The sequence below is a fragment of the Pedobacter sp. AC163 genome (assembly GCF_979258665.1).
The window spans coordinates 4802541-4824275 of sequence record NZ_OZ409872.1 but is presented as its reverse complement, the minus strand read 5'-3'; the positions used below and the strand labels follow the sequence as shown (position 1 = coordinate 4824275).

The window sequence follows — 21735 nt, the reverse complement described above, 5'->3', positions numbered from 1 at the left end:
CTCCTTGAGTTTTCTGCAAAGCATTTAAACTATTTTTAATCGTTAATATAAATGAAAAATCAACATATTGCCGGTGCACCAACGCCCTGGCAACGCCTAGTACGCATGCTCCATTTGGAGCGAAAAACCATCAATTACATCTATGTATATGCGTTACTAATAGGCTTAATTGGATTATCTCTACCTCTGGGAACAAGTGCAGTTTTTAACCTACTATCTAATGGAGCTGTTTATAGTTCAACCTATATTCTTATCGCAGTAATCCTGGTGGGCATTGTAATCGGTGGAATTTTATTAATTGGCCAACTTACACTGGTCGAATTTTTGGAGCAAAAAATATTCACCAAGGCTGCATTAGAATTTGCATTTCGTTTACCCCGAATCAAAAAGAAAGCGCTGGAAGGTGAGAATCCCTCAGAGTTAGTTAACCGTTTCTTCGATATTTTGACCATTCAAAAAGGCTTAACAAAATTACTGGTGGACATTATTGCAGCTGGAGTCCAGATATTTTTCAGCGTGATTTTGTTATCATTTTATCATCCTGTTTTTATGGCCTTCGGAACATTTGTATTGTTTGTAATTGTTTTGGTGCTAGTGATATATTATCGTCGTGGTGTACAAACCAGCATGGAAGAATCGAGCTATAAATATGAAGTGGTAGCTTATTTGGAAGAGATTGCCGGAGATTTAGACACTTATCGCCAAAGCAGTTCGAAAAGAAAGGAAATTATAGATCGCACTGATGAAATTACCGCAAATTACATTCAAGCCCGTAATGATCATTTCACCGTGTTAAGAAACTTTTTTATGAGTGCAGTGGCATTGCGTACCGTGTTAATGGGTGCACTACTGCTAATGGGATCTTATTTTGTAGTAGAAAGACAAATCACTTTTGGCCAGTTTGTGGCAGCAGAAGTGATTATCGTACAAATTAGTTATGCCATTGAGAAGTTGATGACCAATTTAAATACAGTGTTTGATATGGTTACCGGAAGTGAAAAATTAGCCGTTGTAACCGATTTAGAATTAGAGGAAGGAGACTTGAACCATGGGTAAAATTAGCAACAATTTGGCTCAGATTAAAAATTGGGAAGAGCTTTCAACGCATGCAAATAGCAGAATTATTGATGCCAAAGGTTCAAAACGGTTAGGGAAAGTTGCACTATTTGTCCTTGTTTTCTTCATCATCCTCCTATTTCTTCCATACCGCCAAACTATCCCTGGCCGAGGTACAGTTACCGCTTTGCGGCCTGAAGACAGACCTCAAACTGTACAGAATCAAATTGGAGGAAGAATTGAACATTGGGCAGTTAGAGAAGGCCAGGAAGTAAAAAAAGGAGATACCATTTTAGTGATCTCGGAAACGAGCCAGTCGTATTTCGACCCAGAATTACCCACCCGATTAAATGAACAATTAGACGCCAAACGCGGAAGCGAAACCGCAGCGGCACAAAAAATGGATGCCACCAGATCTCAAATTGATGCATTGAGCGATGGCTTGCGTTTCCAAATGAAGGCTGCAGAAAACAAGGTTCTTCAGGCCAGAAATTACTTAAGCATAGATAGTGCAGATCTTTTAGCTGTTCAAAAATTTTATGAAACTGCAAAAGCTCGTTTAGAACGATATGAAGCAGGTTACAAAAACGGCCTGTTCTCTTTAACAGACATCGAAACCCGTAGGTTAAAATTACAGGAAGACAATGCCAAAGTCATCAGCCAGCAAAATAAGTTGGGTAACTCCCGCCAAAATCTATTGAACTCGATTATCGAGCTCGACAACATCAGGGCGAAGTATCAAGAATCATTAGCAAAAGCGCAGTCTGATATGAGTTCGGCTATTTCTAGCAGGGCAAGTGCGCAGGGTGAAATTGCCAAATTGAGAAACGATATTTCCAACATTAATGTAAGGAGAAGTTTATACGTTGTTCGTGCACCACAAAACGGATACGTTGTAAAAACGCTAAAGGCTGGTATTGGCGAAAATATAAAAGAAGGAGAATCAGTAGCCACCTTGCAACCAAAATCGCCTATGGTAGCAGCAGAATTATACGTTAGCGCCATGGATGTTCCGCTAATTCTGGATACCAGCAATGTGCGGTTGCAATTTGAAGGTTGGCCATCCGTTCAATTTTCGGGCTGGCCATCTGTTGCTGTGGGTACCTTCGCTGGCCAAATATTCTCTATTGATAAAGTGAGCAGTCCTGACGGAAAATATCGCGTTTTGATTAGCCAAACCAATCCTGTACCTAAAAATGATGAGCCTTGGCCACCGCAATTACGACAGGGATCTGGTGTTTTCGGTCGCATCATTCTTCGATCTGTTCCATTATGGTATGAAATCTGGCGGCAACTTAATGGTTTCCCTCCAAGTTTAGAAAGAGAACCTCCAAAAAGTTTGACAGATACAAAATAAAGAAGCATTTAAGATGAACATAAAATTGAAAAGCTTTTCTGTCTGCTTAATATGGTTTTTGTTAATAAGCCAAATTGGTGTTGCACAGCTAAAGCCGAATACCGTTGTTAAAAAAAGTTACGATACCGCCCGGGTTTTCTCTTTGGAAGATTTACAAATGCTGGTATTTAAATATCATCCAATTATTAAACAAGCGGCATTATTAAGTGAGGCTGCACGGGCTAATGTTTTGCAGTCGCTGGGCTATTTTGACCCTACACTAAAAGCAGGCTTTGCCAGAAAGTTGTTTGGAAACACTGAGTATTATAATAAATGGGATAGCGAGCTTAAAATCCCTTTATGGTTGGCCGGTGCAGATTTAAAAGTGGGTTACGACCGCAACGTTGGAACTTACGTTAATCCAGAGAGTCAAACCAGTTCACAGGGTCTATCGGCAATTGGTATTAGCATTCCATTAGGACAGGGCTTAATTATCGATGCCCGCAGGAACACCTTGCGCCAATCGAAAATTATGGTGCAATATGCAGAAGCCGATCAACTCAAACAAATAAATAGTGTTTGGTATGGCGTGGCCAAAGATTATTGGAACTGGTATTATGCTTATAAGCAATATGAGTTGATTGAAGAAGGACTTGATTTGGCCGACCGACGGTTTAAGGCATTAAGTACGCAAACCATATTGGGAGATAAACCTGCTATTGATTCGGTAGAAGCTTATATCACCGTGCAAGAAAGAATGATCCAGCGGGCCAAATCAGCAATAGAGCTGCAAAATGCTCGATTGGTTTTGTCAAACCACCTTTGGAATGAAGATGGAAATCCATTGGAATTACCTGCAGACGCTATTCCGCAAAATGCAACCGAAACCCCTGCTAAACTAAACCCTTTAATTTTGGATTCGCTATTGGGTCAATCGGCAAACCAACACCCAGAGTTGGTAAAGTTGCGTACAAAAGGTGCTCAATTAGCCATTGAACGAAGTTACCGCCAGGAATTACTGAAACCTAAACTAAATGTTATTGGTAATTTAATTTCGAATAGAACCAGCTTTAACAGTAATATTCCGGGTTACTATGATTTTAACTGGAGCAATTACAAGTTAGGGATCGAATTTGCCTTCCCGTTATTTTTACGATCTGAACGTGGTAAGCTTAGAGAAGTAAAAATAAAACAGCAAGAGCTAAATTTTGAGCTGCAGCAATTTGGAAGGGAAATTAGAAATAACATCGTAGCATCATACAATGACGTTGCTGCCTACTCCGCTCAATTGGCTCTTCAACAAAAAAGTATAGAGAATCAGCAAGTTTTGGTTAACGGCGAAAACCAAAAATTTACACTCGGGGAAAGTAACTTGTTTTTAATTAACAGTAGGGAAACAAAGTTAATCGACATGAAAATTAAACAAGAAAGTATGATTTCGAGTTACCAGAAAACGATAGCCGAGCTTTACTACAAAGCGGGTACAAGGCAGCTACAAAATTAAAACAAATAGGTTTATGGCGGGATATTCCAATAGTTAATCTACTGGAATATCCCGTTTATATTTTTCAGCAAACTCTGTTGGCGTGAGTTCAAATTGCGTGAAAAAGCATTTACTAAAATACGAATGGGAGTTGAAACCTACCATGTAACCAATTTCTGAGATCGTGTACTCTTGTTCTACCAATAACTTCGCAGCTGTTTTTAGCCTAATCAATCTGACAAACTCATTCGGTACGTGGCCAGTTTTAGCTTTAATTTTCTTGTATAAACTAGATCGGCTTAAACCCACTTCCCTACCTAAATCTTCTACTGATAATTGTGGGTCGGAAATCCTGGCTTCGATTATCTGAGTAATTTTTTCCAGGAATTTTTTATCCCTATTGCCACTGATTAAAATTTCAGTTCCTTCCAAAGGGCTTTGAGAAAAGCGTTGCCTCAAATTCGATTGCAGCTCCAACAGATTTTTGATGACTAAAGAAAGCTGTTTCCACTTAAATGGTTTTGAAATATAGGCATCTGCCCCACTTTCCAAACCCTGTATTTCTGCATCGGTATTGGTTTTAGCCGTAAGCAGCACTACGGGCAAATGGCTGTAATCAATATCATTTTTTATGATTTTACAAAGCTCAATCCCGTCCATCACCGGCATCATCACGTCAGAAATAACTAAATCGACCTGATGATTATCCAGTTGTTTTAGGCCCTCTTTTCCATTTTTTGCTTTTAAAGTATGATAACCTTCAGCAATAAAACTTTTTAACAGAAAATCTAACAATGATGGATCATCTTCTACTACCAAAACCGTTTGTCTGCCCTCCCGATCTTCATTTAAGGCATCTAAATCATCAGTGATGCTTATTTCGTTTTGAATAAACGGGATCAAAACGGTGAACGTTGTTTTTACACCCTCGGAGCTTTGCACTTCTAACCTGCCGCCATGCTTTTCCGTTAATGATTTTGCCAAAGCAAGGCCAATCCCTGTTCCGCCTAAGTTTGTATACTGATGTTCTGCTGTAGAAACCTTAAAAAATTTCTTGAAAATTGAGTCCAATTGCGCTTTTGGAATCCCAATTCCATCATCTTCCACGCTAATGGAAATCATTTGTACGCCGTTTTCACTCGTGTACAAATCGTTAACTTTTATTTCCAGTTTCTCTCTTGCAAATTTAAACGCATTGATTAATAAATTGCTTAATATCTTCATTAAGGCCTCAGGATCGGCGTTTACTTCTAATGTTTTGAAATGGCTTTGTACAGAAAACGCTAATTCGCGTTTGGTAGCAATTGGCGCAAAGCGATCGCGGATGCTGTTTATTAAATAAATAAGTTCAATGGGTTCTGGGTGGATTTCGAAAATATCACTTTCAATACGCCTGAAATCCAATAGTTGATTAACCAGAGTGAGCAACCGATCTGAATTTTCTTCCATCACCTGTAACTGGCTCAAGCTTTCCGCATCTTTCTCCTTTCGGGATAAGAGCCTTTCTAGCGGAGCGATAATCAACGATAATGGCGTACGGATTTCATGCGCCATAGCCGTAAAAAACTCTATTTTTTGTTTGTAAAAATCCTGCTCATTTTTATTTTTAAGTCGCTCAAGCTTAATTTCATTGCGCTTACGTGCTTTCGTATAAACATATCTTCGCAGCCAAAAAGCACCCGAAACAAGTATCAGAAAATAAAAAATGTAAGCCGGTATGGTTTTATAAAATGGTGGCAGAATGGTAATTTTAATGCTGGAAATCTTTCCCGTATCTGCGCCTAAATCATCAATTACTTTCACCTGAAAGCTATATTCACCCGCTGGAAGATTGGTATAAGTTGCCTTACGCTGACTTCCCACGTTATTCCAGCCCTTATCAAAACCTTCCATTTTAAATGCGTATTGCAATTTGTTAGGCGCTATGAAACTCAAAGAGGCATATTCGATACTCAAAACCGATTGATTGTGGTTTAACACCACCTCATCCGTATAATTAATGGAACGTTTTAATGGACTGTTTTCATCATTCAGATCTAAATCTTTGTTAAATAACTGAAAGTTGGTAAGAGAGACTTTCGGGGTTGTTGTACTGCTTTGAACCTGGTTGGGATAAAAAGCATTAAAACCATTTATACCGCCGAAGTATAATTTGCCCGATGAATCTTTGTAATACGCCTTGTAATTATATTGCTGACTTTGAAGATTATCCCATTTACCAAAGCTCTTTTTTGCCTTCGTTTTAGGATCAAATTCAAACACCCCGTTATTGGTAGAAAACCACATTTTACCGAAATTGTCTTTTACGATACCATAAATTACAGCACTTTTTATCCAGTTTTCATCATCGTACGATTTAAACTTACCTGTTTTCTTGTTCAGTACATTAAGGCCGCTTCCATCAGTTCCCAACCAAAGATTGCCTTCTCCATCATCGAGTATACAAATTACCTTGTTCGAACTTATAGCGCCTGGATTTTTCGAGTAAGCATATTGCTTAAGTTGATTATTCGGATCCATCCGAATCAATCCATTGTCGTAAGTGGCAATCCATATAATATTGTCTGTATCTTGATAAACCTGATAAATACAGCTCTTTTCCAGGTTCTTTCCTTTTATTCTGATGAATCTGTCATTTTTTTCATCATAAAGATTCAAACCTGAAATGGTGGACACCCAGATTCTACCCTGCCGATCTTCTTCTATCGAATAAACACTGTTGTCACTTAAGGTATTGGCATTATTCGGATCGCTTTTGTATCTTTTTATCTTCCCCGTTGATGGATTTAAGACATTTAAACCTCCTGTGTACATCCCAATCCAGATATTTCCAGATTTGCTTTTGTAAAGTGCATGAATATTGTGGTATGAAAGACTGTCTTGCCCTGCCGAAAACGGGAATTTCTTAAAAGTTTTATCAGCACTGTTAAAAAAGTTCAAGCCACCATCTTCAGTTCCGATCCACATCTGGCCGGGTTTAGTTTCTAAAAATGCACTTACCGCATTTCCAGACAGCGAATTTTTAACTCCCGATGGATAATAGAATTCAAAACCTGAGCTTCCCTCGTGGTAATAATTCAATCCACCAAAATAGGTTCCCACCCAAATACCACCTTCTTTATCTTTAAAAACGTTGTAAACGGCATCGTCGTTAATACTGAAAAGATCGTTATTTTTGTTTTGATAAACAGTAAAGCGATTATTTTTCCGGTCGAAGATGTTTAGGCCTTTTTCGGTGCCCAGGCAAATGTAGCCAGGTTTGGGTTCATAAATCGTGCGAACAATATTGTCGCTTATCGAGTTTCCGGCAGATTTTTGATAAATGGTAAACTGATTGGTTTGATGATTCCATAGGTTTAGACCGCCTGCCATCGTACCGATCCAGATATCGCCGTTGGCATCTTTATACAAATCAAGAATTACGTTGCTGGATAACTTTGATGTTGAGGAGGTGGTGTAATGGCGAACTTGGAGTGTTCTGGGGTTCAAAACATCGATCCCCTTTCCGTAAGTCCCCAGCCAAATGTCGCCGGTATTGTCCTGCAAAATTTTTGGCACTTCGTTCGATGAAATTTTAATACCCGAGGAAGTGGAGAAATTGAGTAATCCCTGTGTTTTCGGCGCATAACAGTAAATGCCCTTCTCCTTGGTCGCAATCCAAATTTTCCCATCTTTGGATCGCATGATATCGTTTATGAAAAAATTTTTGAGCGGTTTAAAGAGCGTAAATTTCTCAGTCTCTAAATTGAAAACATAAATACCTTCATCTGTTCCAATCCAAAATGTTTTTGAATCATATTTGAAAATTTTTCTGATGAAGTTATTGCCTATCGTGCCCGGAATCCCTTTTTGGTATTGAAAAGACTTGAAATCGTAACCATCAAACCTGCTTAAACCATATTTGGTTCCAAACCACATATAACCCTGATCATCTTGCTCAATATCCCAGATTGTATTGGCACACAATCCATCACTAACGGTATAATGCCGAAAAAAAATCTTTTGGGCAGATCCATTTTCGGTCAGAAAAAAACTAAAAAAAAGTAGCAGGGCTATCGCCCTGCTTAGTTTTTCGAATTTCATATAATGGCTAGATAGAGCACACAATATAGCGATCTTTGCTGTGCAGCACCACTATTTTATATCATTAAGTTTTTTGATTACTTCAACCTCTTCCTTTTTGTAAGGTGTTCCATCTTTTCTAAAAACTTCATGAAACCATTCTTTAGGTTCTTCGCCATTTGGAAGTGGCGTATCCCAGGCATATTTGGTATTTGATTTTCCATCCACCAAACCCCAGTTAATGGCGCCGATATTTTCCTTTTTCAAAATTGGCATCACCGTTTCAAAGCGGCTGCCCCTGGTACGAGCCATGTATTCGGTACAAATCATCGGCCTGCCATGAGATTTTAACATATCGATAACGCGTTGATGCCATTGTGGTTCTTCATAGTCGTGGTAAGTAATTACATCAGAATTTAAGGCCTGGAAGGCGTTCAGCTCTCTGTAATCCCAGGCCCAAAGTCCGGCACTAATTGGCTGCTCTGGATTTACCGCTCGTGCCCATGTAAACACCGCCTTTAGTAAGGGATATGAGGTGGTCAGCTTACCAGAGTTTCCTGGCTCGTTGTACAAATCCCATAGCAAAATGCGTTTATCAGTTTTAAAACGGCTCATTACATCTTTTACATATTTCTCTAAAGCCGGAAAGTTTGCCTCATTTTTTGAATCTGGGTCGCCTGGATCCTGAACCCATCCCGAATTGTGAATACCCGGTTTTGGGGCAGGTTGCTTGCCGATTTTCGCTTGCTTGTTCCAGCAATCATCAAAAAACACAAAAATGGTTTTGATCTTGTGTTTATCAGCAATGCTGAGATATTGATCCATTCGCTTTTTGAAGCCTTCTTTATCTTGTTTCCAGGCCAGGCTATGTAAATATACCCTCATGGTATTAAACCCGATGCTTTCTGCCCAACCCAATTCCTTATCGATGGTTGCCGCATCGAAAGTATCTGCCTGCCACATTTCCAACTGATTGATGGCTGTGCTTGGCAAAAAATCCGCTCCGTTAATCCATTTATATTGTTTGTACCAGGCATTTGCCTTTTCTATCGACCATACCTTTCCAACAACCGGTGTAGTTTCCTGAGCATGAGCCAAAGTGCTGAGACCCAAAAAAATTATTAATAAGTAACTGAAATATTTTTTCATGATGTAAATTTTAGCAGGGCTTTTAAGCCCTATTAATTATTTAGTTTGTGATGGAATTTGCAACTCCTGACCGCTTTTTACAGGAACCCCAAAATTTGGAGAACCATCGGCATTCCAGGTAAACTTTTGTGCTCGTGGCGATCGTTGTCCGCCGCAGCCTTGTCCGGGTGCCGAGTTTGCATGATATAAAATCCAATCTTCTTTCCCATCAGGAGATTTAAAAAACGAGTTATGCCCCGGAGCGTAAACGCCATTTTCTGGTGATTGCTTGAACACTGGTTGCTGGCTTTTTTCCCAGGATGAAACATCCAAGAGATCCTTTCCTTTCAATGTGAGCATTCCCAAAGCATAAAAATCAGTCCAACAGCCGCTCGCCGAATAAATTAAGAAAACCTTGCCTTTGTTGAACAAAATTTGCGGTCCTTCATTTACATCAACATGTGGCGGATTGCCTGGATCGTTTAAATCACCGTGTTTTTCCCATTCAAATTGTGGTGTAGAAATTTTATGTCTTGCGCCATCAATTGTCCAGGGGTTTTTCATTTTTGCAATGTATATTTCCTGTTTCTGGTTGATGTCTCCTTCCCAGCCAGCCCAAACCATATACAACTGTTTTTTGTAGGTAAAAACAGAACCATCGATAGCCCACTTATTGGTTGCATCGCCCACTTTTCCTTTAAAAACCCATTCTCCTTTTAGCGGATCTTTTGACGAGTTTTCAAGCACATACATTCGGTGGTTTTTGTTATTGCCATCATCAGCAGCGAAATACACATACCATTTACCCGCAATAAAATGAATCTCTGGTGCCCAAAGTTCTTTAGAATAGGCCGTATTTGGCGGTGGAATAAAGATGGTTTTCTTTTCGGCCGTTTTTAAATCAGCCAGATTTTTGGTTTTCCAAATCACCAGTTTATTCTGCATAGAATGGGTATAATAATAATAGCCATCTTTGTAAATACTCCACGGATCAGCACCAGAAGGCAGCAAAGGATTGGTGAAGGTTTGCGCCAAACCCAACTTTGCAACCAGAAGGATACAAACTGTGAGCGCAACCTTATAGATTTTATTTTTTTTATTCATATTACTTTTCTCCTGATGGTCTGGCAATTTGTAATCCTGTTGCTACAGGAGTACCGAAATCCGGACTTCCATCTGCTTTAAACGTAAATTTTTGCATCCGCACATTTCTTAAATCAGCACAACCCTGATTGGTTGCAGAGTTAGCATGATAAATGAGCCAGTTTTCCTTCCCATCCGGAGATTTGAAAAACGAATTATGCCCTGGGCCAAATGCATTGCTGCCGGGTTGTTTACTAAAAACCGGAGTGGTAGATTTTGTCCAGTCGGCTTTTACCAAAGGATTTCCTCCCGCTTTTAAACTGAGCTGACCCAACGCATAATCGTCCGTTCCGCAATAGCTGGCAGAATAAATGATAAAGGCTTTGTTATCTGGCCCTATTAGTGCCTGCGGCCCTTCATTAACCCCAAATCCATTTTTTTCCCAGGCAAATTCTGGCTCGGTTAACTTTGTTGCCGTACCTTCTAGGGTAAAAGGATTGGTCATTTTAGCGATGTAAATATTTTGTGTCAAATTCACATTCGTTACATCGGGACGCCCGCACCAAATGAAGTACCTGTTGCCATTAACTTGAAGAACAGAACCGTCAATTGCCCAAAAATCAGCACTTGGACTGAAAATTTTCCCTTTATCTACCCAGGTTCCGGTTGTTGGATCAGGACTGCTATTCTCCAAAACCCAAGTGCGCTGAGTTTTATCATCACCACTACCTGCAGTATAATAGATGTACCATTTACCATCGAAGAAGAACAATTCTGGTGCCCACACATTTCTAGAGTTTGCAGCACCAGCAACTGGAGTAAATACGGTTTTTGGTACAGCCGAACTTAGTTTAGACATTGCCGTGGTGCTCCATAAATTGATGGAAACGCCATTGGTTTGCAGATAATAATACACACCATCCTTTTGAAATACCGATGGATCCGCACCGTTCATTAAAGGATTGGAGAATGTGCTAGCCGCCACCGGTGGTTCAGGGTCGATGGGTGTTGGATTACTTGTTTTTCCGCAGGATAAGCCCATTGAGACCGCAATCCCCAACCAAAGCAGGTGAATTTTTAATCCTTTTGATGTTGAAATATTCATATAGGTGATGTTAAAAAGGTTAGCAGCTATACCGCTAACCTTAGTATAATTAATATTTAGGATTTTGCGTCAAATTAGAATTCAAATCAATATCACTCTGTGGTATTGGATAAACTTCGTGTTTGCCAACAATAAATCCGGTAAAATCAGCATCTCTGGTTGCTAACGCCGGACTTAAATCACCCCAACGTTGCAAATCTGCCCAGCGCCAGCCTTCTCCAGCCAATTCCGTTACACGCTCATGTTTCAATTGTGTTAAAAACTGAGCCTGGTTTAAACCTGGTTTTGCTACTGTTAAGGTGGCTAATCCAGCTCTCTGGCGAACTCTGTCTACATAAGGGTAAGCCTCAGCCGTTCTGTTTAAGCCATTTAGTGCTTCTGCATACATCAGCAAAACATCCGCATAGCGAATTAAACGATAGTTGTTAGGAGAACGGAAACCTTCCTGATTTTTCCAGTGATCATTTAACAATTTACGAAACCAAACGCCATTTGCATCAGGTCCGTTGCCATAACGACTTTGAAATGTTTGGCCATAAACGATTGTTGCAGTTGGGCCAGCTGGATTTGCGTTATTAAAAATGAACGATGCTGCTAAACGTGGATCTTGCGCATTGGCTACGGTTCTTTCCTGCAAAAACTCGTCAACTACCCATCTGCGGGCACCACCATCAGAAAAACCTACACCCGGAGGCGCAAAAAATTGTGCAATAGAAGTACCGGTATTGTTAATCGCACCCTCATTTACATCATCATCTGTATTCTCATTTACATTTTCGTTAAACTGAATCTCAAAAATAGATTCGCTGTTGTTTTCTTTCGTGATGATAAAATTGTCGCGATAATCGGCTGTTAAAGTGTAAGTTGAAGCACCTGCACCAGTAATTAAGTACGCAAAGGCATCTGCTGCTTGCTGATACATTTTTTGCTGAAGATAAGTTTTACCTAAAAGTGCATAAGCTGCACCTCTTGTGGCCCTGCCTAAATCAACTGCCGGATAACTTACCGGTAAATCCACAATGGCTTCAGTTAAATCTTTTGCCACCTGAGCATAAGCTTCAGTTGTAGTGGCATTTCTTGGAACATCTTTCGGTTGCGAAGGCGCCAACATTAACGGCGGGCGACCATAATAAAGTGTTAAATTGAAATAGAATAAAGCCCTTAAAAATTTTGCCTCAGCAATAATTCGTTTCTTTGTCGTTTCATTCATTGTAATGTTAGGCACATTTGCAATCACTTGATTGGCTCTGAAAACACCAACATAGAGTGTTTGCCAGGTATCGGCTGTAAGCCCATCATTATAATTAGTTTGATTGAAACGCATTAGATTGTTCAATCCACCATCTCCACCCGATCCAAAACCTTCATCAGATTTTAAAATTCCATGGTAATAAATCCATCGGGAATATAAACTCGCCGTACGGTAAAAAGTACCATAAACTGCATTAATTCCTTTTGTCGCATCGGTTTCGTTTTTCCAGAAACTTGCAATTGTTGGTGCATTTGGGTTAACTGCATCAAAATCTCTCTTACAGCCTGCTAAAGCAATAATCGTAACAGTTAATATGACTATATATTTTTTCATGATCTATTTATTAAAATTAAAAACCTACGCTTAAACCAAATGAAATGATTCTTGAGGATGGATAATTTCCGTTATCTACTCCTGGCTCAAGGTTTGGATTTGCACCTACAACATCAGGATCTAAACCGCTATATTTCGTAATGGTGAACATGTTTTGTCCACTCACATATAATCTTGCACTGCTAATGTTGGCTTTAGAGATTAATTTCTGCGGGAAACTATAACCCAATTCTACATTGCGTAATCTTAAGAATGAACCATCTTCAACCCATCTATCGCTATTTCCTCTTGCGTTTTCGTTGATTCCTCTATCGTTTGCAGCAAATTGATAACCCAATCTAGGGAAAGTCGTATCGGTGTTACTTGGTGTCCATGGATTGATATCTCTTCTGTAGTTTGAGTTACCGTAGCTGTCCAAATCTCTCAATACATCGTTATATAATTTCTGTCCGAAAGCGCCATACAACTGGATAGAAAGGGTGAAATCTTTATATCTGGAATTGAATTGCAAACCGCTTGTAAATTTCGGAAATGCTGATCCTGCATAAACACGGTCTTTATCATTTATATCATCATTTGTTCCACCATCCACAGTATTTTGATAGCGAATGTCGCCTGGTTTTGCATAAGCACTTTGTGCCCGGTGTGCATTAATTTCTGCCTGATTCTGGAAAATGCCATCAGTTTTTAAAACGAAGTATTCTCCAATCGATCCACCAACCTGCGTTCTCGTATTGCCAGACTGGATATAATCTTTCGGTAAACCTGTTTCGGTATCAATACCCAAATTACCCAATGACAATACTTTGTTTCTTACGATACTGATGTTACCAGCAATGTCCCATTTAAACGCACCATCTGATTTTGGACGATAACCTAAATTAAGTTCTACCCCCTTATTTTGAATCGAACCAATATTTACGATTGGATCACCTTGTAAATTACCCAAATATCTTGGCAACGGCTGGCTTAGCAATACATCTTCAGAAACTGATCTAAACAAATCAAAGTTGATAGTGAACTGATCTTTAAAAAGAGAGGCATCAAAACCTAAATTGGTTGTTTTTTTCTTTTCCCATCTTAAATCTCCAGAAGCAAGTTTTGCTTGTATCGCACCTGCTGTAGTTACCTGGTTTGGCCCTAAAACTACATCTGGCGCCTGGTTTAAGAAACCGATAAATTGAAACGGACTTAACGTATTGACACCCAGCACACCATAAGAACCACGTAATTTCAAATCAGAAACCCAATCAACTTTAAAGAAATCTTCTTTAGAAATTCTCCAACCCAAAGCACCAGATGGGAAATAACCCGTTCTAAATTGAGGAGAGAAACGAGAATCCTTATCGGCTCTAAAGGTAAAAGTGGCTAGGTATTTTTCATCATAAGTATAGTTTAATCTGCCTAAATAAGAATCCAATAAACTTTTATACAAGTCACCAGAAGATGTTCTGCTGGCCGTTGGACTAGAAACAAGCGTAGTAAAATATTCGCCATTAAGTTGAGTAAGGTTATTGGCATTACCCGAAACAAAGTCGGTTTGTGTAGTTTGCTGCGTGTAACCTACAACACCATTAATGCTGTGTTTACCGATGTTGTAATTGTAATTTAACGTGTGCTCTAACAAATAACTTAAAAATTGAGAGCGACGTTCGCCTAGCTGACTAAGTTCTGGTGATTGATTTTGATACCAAGAACCGTCTTTCCTCACTGATTTACTTTTATCAAAACTGGTTTCTATACCTGCATTAAACTTGTAATTTAAGCCTTCGATAATTTTGAAATCGACGTAAGCGTTACCGATTAACTTTGCAAAATTAGATCTAACAGAAGTAATGTTGGCAATGGCAACCTGATTACGCGAAAAAGTGTTGATGTTCGCATTTGAACCATAACCCCACCCTCCTGGATTTGCAGTACTGATTAAAGCATTGTCCTGAACCGGAATTAATGGAACACTTGAAAACATGTCGTACCATGGGTTGCCAGCAAAGGCGCCACCTTGAAACGGCGCTTTCGAAGTAGAAGAAGAGAAAGCAAGGTTTTCACCAAATTTGAAGCGACCTTTAGTTGTTTCGGTATTAACACGGAAGGATGCACGTTCGAATTCACGGGCAATTAATACCCCTTTATCTTTGAAATAACCACCAGAAATAAGGTATTTTGAACCATTACCACCACCAGAGATACTGGCATTATAATCCTGAACAGAACCTGTTCTTAATGTTTCATCCACCCAATCGGTATTAATTCTGCCATTGTAATTAGCAACACCAGGTTGAATAGCCATTCCTGATGCCTGATAAGCACGGGTGTTTGTTGCTGCATATTCCGCAGCATCCATCATATCGTAAGTTTTTGGAACCTGAGAAATGCTATATCTGGTTGCAATGCTGATTTTGGCTGGCCCTTCTTTACCTTTTTTCGTAGTGATTAAGATAACTCCATTACCTGCTCTTGAACCATAAATGGCAGCTGCAGATGCATCTTTCAAAATTTGAATGTCTTCTACATCATTTGGATTAACGGTAGTATTCGGGTCTGCAATCATTCCATCAATAACATAAAGCGGACTTGCATTACCGAACGTGGCTAAACCACGAATATTAACTACAGCTTCTTGTCCTGGTGCTCCACCGTTCCGAACAGAAACACCAGGTGTTTGACCCTGTAGTGCTTCGGGAAGTGAGCGGGACACTAATTTTTCAGTATTTCCTGTATTCACAGAACCCGTTGCACCGGTTAAATCTTTTCTTCTGATGGTTTGGTAACCGATGACCACCACATCATCTAAAGCAGTATTAGACGATTCTAAGGTTACATTAATTACAGGATTTGACCCGACAACAACTTCTTTTGCGCTGAAGCCAATGTAATTAAAAACTAACGTAGCATTTTCCGGTACGGTAATGCTGTACTTTCCCATTGCATCAGTAACAACTGTTTTACCACCGCCTTTAACGCTAACAGAAACTCCAGGCAGCGTTTCACCGCTGGCATCTTTTACCGTTCCTGAAATTTGAATGTCGGCTTTAAAAGCTTTAATTTCTAAAGCATTTTTATTTGTTGATGAGGCATACCCCGGCGTAATGATCGCTGCCATTACTAAGGGCAAAGCAACTAAGCGCATGAAGTTACCAACCTGATGAACATGAAATAGATCGAGTAAATTTCTTTTTTTCATAATGTTTACATTTGGTTTTTTTTTGTGGAGAGAAGTAGATATCCGTCTGTTATACGACAGATTTTAAGCAAAGATGTTCGGCTTTTTTTCATCATTTAGAAATAAGTTTATATCGGTTAGTTTGTCAAATCAAAAGAGATTTAACAATAGCAATGTTAATGCTTTGCACAATAAAGCGGTATAAAAATTGTTTCTAAATCTATAACAAATGTAGCTTCTGCTTTAAAATATATGTGCCAGAGGAGCAGAAATGGAGTTTTACTAAAACTCATCGTTCGGTAGTCCAAAAATTTGAGCAATCTTTTTTTCATCTAAACAGCTGAAACTAAAAAAACCATATCATGAAATATGGCGTTATTTAAACACGTGTCGTTAAATAAATTTTATAATTTTACTGCCTAACATTAATTATTAATGCCAATCCTTTCTCTTTCGCCAAAAGACCTTTCAAACTTCGATAAGCAGCTTGTACAATTATCCTCAACCAAAGATAAATTTGAATTAATCAGAGAAATTTACAAACGTGTATCTGTTAATGAAACCGAATTGGAAAAATTGGAATTTGCCGTAAATTTATTGCAGGTTCAAGGCAATTATGATTTACAAAAAGAAGCATTAAGGAAGCAGCACCAAAAACTTAAAGATATCAGACAAACGATAGACGATAGGATTTTGGTTGTTGAACAGAAACTGTATTTAGGGATTCCAGAAGACCTGGATGAAATGGAGCGTTTAATTACCGAGCAGGAAGCGATTGTTGCCGATCAGGAAAAATTAAATGATGATGAGCTTTCACTGCTGGAAAGCATGAGCCAAATAGACGTTGCGTTTGGGAAACAATTAGCAGAAATCGACCAATCAAGATCCAATCGAGATTTGCCTTTAAAAGCGAAATTAGAAAGAGAACTATTACAGGTGGAAGAAACTGAGAAAAAGATACAGTTCCAATCCAAGCTTTATTCTTTTGTTCCCATTCTAATTATTCCAATTATTTTAGATTATTTGGCTTATCGATTAGGCTTAAATGGGACAAAACAAATTATTTTTTCTCATTATATATTTTTAGTTTCCTTTTTGGGTATCCAAATATTTTTCGCAGATACCATCATTCAAAAAATAGGAAATTATTTGGCCAATAAGCAAGCAGATGTGTTTTTAAAACAAATTTCTGATGAGGTAAATCAACTTGACAAAGCCAAAAGGCAAATAGAGAACAAGCATGGAATCAAAGTCGAAGATATAGTTGCATTAGATATGAACTATTGATTTGTATAGTTTACCTTTATCACAGCCGCTGTAACCATTAATTGCCCTAAATGCCTCATGGTATGCTCGGCTCCATGAAAAAGTAAACCCATTACGGTAGAAGGTAAACCCGCTCTACCGATTCCTCTAAATTCAGTCAGGGTATTTACCTCAGTTTCTCTAAGTTGCTTCATGGCGATAATAATTTGCCCATCAAACCTCTCCATCAATGATTGAACAGTGTATCCGGTTTTACTATCAAACCCCTCTTCTTCCAGTTGCTTAAACTGAACTGGTGTTAAACTTTCGTTTCTGGCGTAAGTAAAAACACGGTCCAGCACGCCTGAAAGATGTTGCAGATGAAAGCCTACAGATGCCATACCAGCAGGCTTTTGCCACAAAAGTGCAGTAGGAAAATCGAGCAGATATTCATGTAATTCTTCTTGCGCCTGTAAAATCGCATGACCAACAGGCTGTAACAGAGGTTCGAGGTCCTGTAATGGTCCTCTCTGCCAAACTTCTAATTTTGCCATAAATAAATTTTAAGAAATGCCAATTTATAACAAATAGTGCAAGTTTGATCTTCCTAGATGATCATTTTTAAAAGTCAATAAATGGTAAACCGACTCTTATAGAAATTAAACTTCGTTGGTACCCATTTTTTTAAGCATGCGATAATGGGAAGCCAAAGCTTTTAAGAAAGTAGGGTTTTCATGATAAGGCAATCCGAACTCGGATGCTGTTGCTTTTACTATTCCTGATATCCAGCCATAATGAACATGGCATATTTTCGGAAAGAGGTGATGTTCAATTTGCCTGTTTAATCCGCCAAGAAAAAAGGCAGCAGCAGGACTATTTGTAGCGAAATTTGCTGTGGTATGCATTTGATGTTCAGCCCAAACTTCTTCCATATTACCAACGGCATCAGGAACTGGAAAGGCCGTTCCCTCAACTACGTGTGCCAATTGAAAAACCAACCCCATGGTTACCCCTTGCGCAATATGCAGGATCACAAAACCAATTAACACCTGCCACCAGGCAGCATCCATCACCAGAATTGGAACCGCAATAAATAAAAAATAATATAGAAACTTATAAAAAAACAGGTTAAAATATTCGATTTTTGGATGAACATTTTCCCTCGCACCAACCCGCTTCTGAAAGAATTTTTTATAATCTTTTCGCAACACCCATGAGATCGAGGCCAAGCCGTATAACGGAAAAGCGTACCACTGTTGAAAACGTTGATGCGGCTTTAGTTCATCTTCCTTACAAATTCGAATTAGTCCTGGCGCAATTTCAATATCTTCATCATGACCGGGAATATTAGTGTAAGTATGGTGAACCACATTGTGTGTAATATTCCAAACATACGGACTTGCGCCAAGCAAGTGGAAGATCATTCCTAATGCTTTATTTACCTTTTTATTTGCAGAAAATGAACCATGAATGGCATCATGGCAAACATTAAAGCCTATAAATGCACAAGTGACGCCCAGGCTCAGAGTGAGCAGCGTTAAATAAATAAACTTTACATCCGAAAATAAAATCGTAAAATACAGGATGCAGAAAATGCTTAGAAATATAATCGTTTTCAGCCACATAAATCCATTAGCATTAATCGTTAAACCGCGATTTATAAAACCTTGATTTACCCTTTGCCTAACTTCTGCATAAAAACTGTTACAACCCGCTGAAGGAAATTTGGTGATGATTTTCATTTTTCTCGTTTTACCTACCCGCTGTACAGGGGCGATACTCCGAGTTCATCAAGATGACATCCTCAATTGGATGACGTGTAAAGATATGAATGTAATATGATATACTTTGGTTTTCAGGCGCTTATTTTATCGCTTTAAAATAAATTTCAATATTGTTATTTATTAAGCAATTTTTTGCAACATTTGCGCCTTAAATTATTTCGAAAAAGTAGTTTTCAGCTTTTGCTTAATCAGTTTTATCATATCATTTCAGCATAGCTGAATATAGGTCCTGCTTAAAATAAGGATTTCTTAAACACATACAAAAATTCGTTAACCATGAGTAAGTTTCTGTACGGTATCGACTTTGGGACAACCAATTCGGCGCTATCTATATATGATGAAGAAAAAAAAGTGATTGTGGAAACCATCTCCATACCCTCTTTAATTTATTTTACAGAAGCGAAAAGCTTTGTAAATGGCGAAAGTCATATTGTTGGCGAAAAGGCAATCGAAGCCTATTTGAATGATGGAATGAAAGGCAGATTTATCAAATCTATTAAGCAAATTCTATCAAGAACAACCTTTACCGAAACCAGGATCCATAATAAAAGATACACTGCAGCCGATTTAGTAACGTTGATTTTGCAAGATTTAAAGGCAAAAGCTGATAAAATTATTGGTGGAGAATGCAAAAAGGCAATAATCGGGCGGCCGGTGTTTTTTGATGATGATAATACACAAAAAGATAGTCTGGCGCAGAGCCGATTAAAGAAAGCCGCAGAAAATGCGGGCTTTACAGATGTCCGTTTCCAATTTGAACCGATCGGCGCCGCCTTTGCCTATGAAAAAACGATTACTAAGAAAGAAAGGGTGTTGGTAGCCGACTTAGGTGGAGGAACAACAGATTTTACCTATTTGATTCTAGATCCTCAAAAAGTTGGCAGCAAAGACAGGAAGAATGATATGATCGCTTCGGGAGGCATTTACATCGGTGGCGATAGTTTAGATTCGGCTTTTATGTGGGATAGAGGAACATCATACTTTGGAAAAAATACTACCTATGAAGCGACACCAGGTAAAATATTAAATGTTCCTAAATCGCTATTTGCTAACATTTGTACTTGGGATAAAATGAATTTCTTTAATGGTTTAAAGATTCAAAAAGAGATTGAGGAGTATTATTATTACTCAGGAAATGATCCGAAGTTTAAAAATTTAATTACACTGATAGAAAATAACCTCGGCTACTCGTTATTTAGATCGATCGAAAAAACAAAAATAGAGCTGTCTGACCTTCCTGCTTCCGACTTTAAGTATTCTAACATGGATATAGAAATTGATGAAAATATTTCATTAAATCAATACAATAGCATCATCGAAAAGGATGTAAATAAGATAGAAGTTTACCTCAATCAATTTATGGAGACTTATAAAATAAACGCCAATGAGATCGATTGTTTATTTTTAACTGGAGGAACATCGATGGTTTCTGCGATACAAAATCTATTTAAAACTAAATTCCCCCATATTCCGCTAAATTCTGGTGATAACTTTAAAAGTGTGGCCAAGGGCTTAGCTTATAGCGGATATCTCTTTGAAGATTAGCATAGACCCTTACCTGTAGCTCATTATTGACATTTAATTTGAATTAAAATTTCTTCTTTTTAGAATAGAATTTTTAATTTAGCTTTAAATTAATGCGGCTGAATAGAAACAGCCAGACTACTTTACGCGTATGGCGCCGAGGCAAGATATGTGGTGAGGTAATAAAACCTGTTTCTTGCAAGAAATTAAATCTAAATAGATCTATTTCTTAACAGCAGCATTAATTTTTTATTCCTGAAGCGTAAATTGATTTACCGAAATACCCTTGTATCTTCTAAAGTTTGTTGTAAAGTTAGAAGTTCTTTCAAAACCTAAAATAGCTGCAATTTCATCTACCGAATAATCAGAATGTAACAGAAGTTCTTCTGCCTCTCTCATTATTCTATCTTTAATCAGTGCTGATAGACTTTTGCCTAAAACATGGTCCAAAAATAAATTCAGTCTCCTTGGACTTATCCCCATGCCTTCCGCGTAAAATTTAATAGAACGTTCTTGCTTATAAAATTGCTCTAAAATTGCCCTAAAGCGTAAAACTTGTTGAAGTTCATCTAAACTTAGTGCAGCCAGATAGCCATCTAAATTTGCGGTGTAACCTAAAAATAACGACAAATATTGTGAAAGGTATGCAGCATCTTTTTGCGCATCAATCTCTTTTTGAAGTTGTTTGAGCAAACTAAAAGTCTTTTTCGAACCGTTCTCATCTAAATCCTGGTATGAGAGTTTAAGAAAAAGATTTTTTGCTAACGGATCGAGGTGTTGAAGGAGGAATTCGGCATATAAAACACTACTAAAAGTTAACCAATAGCCTGTTATTACTTCTCCATCCAACCGAACTAAACCTTCCTCAGGAATAAAAAATATTCTTCCATTTAACAGATCATAATCTCCAGAATTCATGCGCAAACATCCGCGAGCCTCTTTTACAACCAATATTCTCATTGGGAAATTGGCTGGCAACGCCATTTCACTTTTGTAATGTCCGGTGATAACCTCCAGCTGTATCATAGAGGTATTAAGCTTTTTTAAAGGATTTCGTTCGCATTGTATATGAGACAGTGATTTAGATATTAGGTTACAATATATTAAGTTTTTATAATTTTATCGTCTTCGCCATTCAGTAAATTTTCAGAATATATCTTTTAAACCGCAATCCATATAAG

The 21735-nt window shown here is 38.4% G+C and carries 14 protein-coding genes; 5 read left to right on the top strand and 9 right to left on the bottom strand.

The window, feature by feature from the left end:
- Positions 1 to 51 precede the first annotated feature (51 nt).
- Genes ACZZZK_RS20815 through ACZZZK_RS20805 form a run of 3 tightly spaced genes read left to right on the top strand, consistent with a single transcriptional unit; the run spans position 52 to position 3896 of the window.
- Positions 52 to 1056, top strand: a complete 1005-nt coding sequence (locus tag ACZZZK_RS20815) for an ABC transporter transmembrane domain-containing protein (protein WP_265800196.1) — start codon at positions 52 to 54, stop codon at positions 1054 to 1056.
- A complete protein-coding gene (locus ACZZZK_RS20810; RefSeq protein ID WP_463485803.1) occupies positions 1049 to 2413 on the top strand; it encodes an HlyD family secretion protein in 1365 nt (454 codons plus the stop codon). The genes ACZZZK_RS20815 and ACZZZK_RS20810 overlap by 8 nt, the downstream gene beginning before the upstream one ends.
- A 58-nt stretch (positions 2414 to 2471) precedes the next feature.
- On the top strand, positions 2472 to 3896 hold the full coding sequence (locus tag ACZZZK_RS20805) for a TolC family protein (RefSeq protein ID WP_463485802.1): 1425 nt from the start codon (positions 2472 to 2474) through the stop codon (positions 3894 to 3896).
- Positions 3897 to 3929: 33 nt separating this feature from the next.
- Here the strand turns inward: ACZZZK_RS20805 and ACZZZK_RS20800 are convergent, their stop codons facing one another.
- Genes ACZZZK_RS20800 through ACZZZK_RS20775 form a run of 6 tightly spaced genes read right to left on the bottom strand, consistent with a single transcriptional unit; the run spans position 3930 to position 16022 of the window.
- Positions 3930 to 7958, bottom strand: coding sequence for a hybrid sensor histidine kinase/response regulator (locus tag ACZZZK_RS20800; protein ID WP_463485801.1), 4029 nt, complete (start codon positions 7956 to 7958; stop codon positions 3930 to 3932).
- Positions 7959 to 8009: 51 nt separating this feature from the next.
- The gene (locus ACZZZK_RS20795; RefSeq protein WP_463485800.1) at positions 8010 to 9086 is read right to left on the bottom strand and encodes a glycoside hydrolase family 2 TIM barrel-domain containing protein; all 1077 of its coding nucleotides are present in this window, start codon (positions 9084 to 9086) and stop codon (positions 8010 to 8012) included.
- Positions 9087 to 9122: 36 nt separating this feature from the next.
- Positions 9123 to 10169, bottom strand: a complete 1047-nt coding sequence (locus ACZZZK_RS20790; protein ID WP_463485799.1) for a glycoside hydrolase family 43 protein — start codon at positions 10167 to 10169, stop codon at positions 9123 to 9125.
- A gap of 1 nt (position 10170) precedes the next feature.
- A complete protein-coding gene (locus ACZZZK_RS20785; protein ID WP_463485798.1) occupies positions 10171 to 11253 on the bottom strand; it encodes a glycoside hydrolase family 43 protein in 1083 nt (360 codons plus the stop codon).
- A gap of 49 nt (positions 11254 to 11302) precedes the next feature.
- Entirely contained in the window at positions 11303 to 12838 is a 1536-nt protein-coding gene (locus ACZZZK_RS20780; protein WP_463485797.1) for a RagB/SusD family nutrient uptake outer membrane protein, read from the bottom strand.
- Between the two features lie 16 nt (positions 12839 to 12854).
- Entirely contained in the window at positions 12855 to 16022 is a 3168-nt protein-coding gene (locus tag ACZZZK_RS20775) for a SusC/RagA family TonB-linked outer membrane protein (protein ID WP_463485796.1), read from the bottom strand.
- Positions 16023 to 16568: 546 nt separating this feature from the next.
- On the opposite strand from ACZZZK_RS20775, the gene ACZZZK_RS20770 reads away from it, so the two are divergent.
- Positions 16569 to 17288, top strand: a complete 720-nt coding sequence (locus ACZZZK_RS20770) for a hypothetical protein (protein WP_463485795.1) — start codon at positions 16569 to 16571, stop codon at positions 17286 to 17288.
- Here ACZZZK_RS20770 and ACZZZK_RS20765 read toward each other — a convergent pair.
- Both ACZZZK_RS20765 and ACZZZK_RS20760 read right to left on the bottom strand, forming a co-directional pair.
- Positions 17282 to 17800 carry a DinB family protein gene (locus ACZZZK_RS20765; RefSeq protein WP_463485794.1) on the bottom strand — a complete coding sequence of 173 codons (519 nt, stop codon included), beginning with the start codon at positions 17798 to 17800 and terminating at the stop codon, positions 17282 to 17284. The two genes, ACZZZK_RS20770 and ACZZZK_RS20765, sit on opposite strands and share 7 nt — an antisense overlap.
- Positions 17801 to 17905: 105 nt before the next feature.
- Entirely contained in the window at positions 17906 to 18988 is a 1083-nt protein-coding gene (locus tag ACZZZK_RS20760) for a fatty acid desaturase family protein (protein WP_463485793.1), read from the bottom strand.
- A gap of 318 nt (positions 18989 to 19306) precedes the next feature.
- Between ACZZZK_RS20760 and ACZZZK_RS20755 the strand changes: the two genes are divergently transcribed.
- The gene (locus ACZZZK_RS20755) at positions 19307 to 20575 is read left to right on the top strand and encodes an Hsp70 family protein (RefSeq protein ID WP_463485792.1); all 1269 of its coding nucleotides are present in this window, start codon (positions 19307 to 19309) and stop codon (positions 20573 to 20575) included.
- A 228-nt stretch (positions 20576 to 20803) separates the two neighbouring features.
- On the opposite strand, the gene ACZZZK_RS20750 is transcribed toward ACZZZK_RS20755, so the two are convergent.
- Complete coding sequence (locus tag ACZZZK_RS20750; RefSeq protein ID WP_463485791.1) at positions 20804 to 21580, bottom strand: helix-turn-helix domain-containing protein; 777 nt, start codon at positions 21578 to 21580, stop codon at positions 20804 to 20806.
- Positions 21581 to 21735: the final 155 nt, after the last annotated feature.

Bases quoted from the DNA above. Each gene is read 5' to 3' on its own strand.
- ACZZZK_RS20785 (WP_463485798.1), bottom strand. From the start codon at position 11,253: ATGAATATTTCAACATCAAAAGGATTAAAAATTCACCTGCTTTGGTTG.
- ACZZZK_RS20810 (WP_463485803.1), top strand. From the start codon at position 1,049: ATGGGTAAAATTAGCAACAATTTGGCTCAGATTAAAAATTGGGAAGAG.
- ACZZZK_RS20760 (WP_463485793.1), bottom strand. From the start codon at position 18,988: ATGAAAATCATCACCAAATTTCCTTCAGCGGGTTGTAACAGTTTTTAT.
- ACZZZK_RS20755 (WP_463485792.1), top strand. From the start codon at position 19,307: ATGAGTAAGTTTCTGTACGGTATCGACTTTGGGACAACCAATTCGGCG.
- ACZZZK_RS20800 (WP_463485801.1), bottom strand. From the start codon at position 7,958: ATGAAATTCGAAAAACTAAGCAGGGCGATAGCCCTGCTACTTTTTTTT.
- ACZZZK_RS20815 (WP_265800196.1), top strand. From the start codon at position 52: ATGAAAAATCAACATATTGCCGGTGCACCAACGCCCTGGCAACGCCTA.
- ACZZZK_RS20775 (WP_463485796.1), bottom strand. From the start codon at position 16,022: ATGAAAAAAAGAAATTTACTCGATCTATTTCATGTTCATCAGGTTGGT.
- ACZZZK_RS20795 (WP_463485800.1), bottom strand. From the start codon at position 9,086: ATGAAAAAATATTTCAGTTACTTATTAATAATTTTTTTGGGTCTCAGC.
- ACZZZK_RS20790 (WP_463485799.1), bottom strand. From the start codon at position 10,169: ATGAATAAAAAAAATAAAATCTATAAGGTTGCGCTCACAGTTTGTATC.
- ACZZZK_RS20765 (WP_463485794.1), bottom strand. From the start codon at position 17,800: ATGGCAAAATTAGAAGTTTGGCAGAGAGGACCATTACAGGACCTCGAA.
- ACZZZK_RS20780 (WP_463485797.1), bottom strand. From the start codon at position 12,838: ATGAAAAAATATATAGTCATATTAACTGTTACGATTATTGCTTTAGCA.
- ACZZZK_RS20750 (WP_463485791.1), bottom strand. From the start codon at position 21,580: ATGATACAGCTGGAGGTTATCACCGGACATTACAAAAGTGAAATGGCG.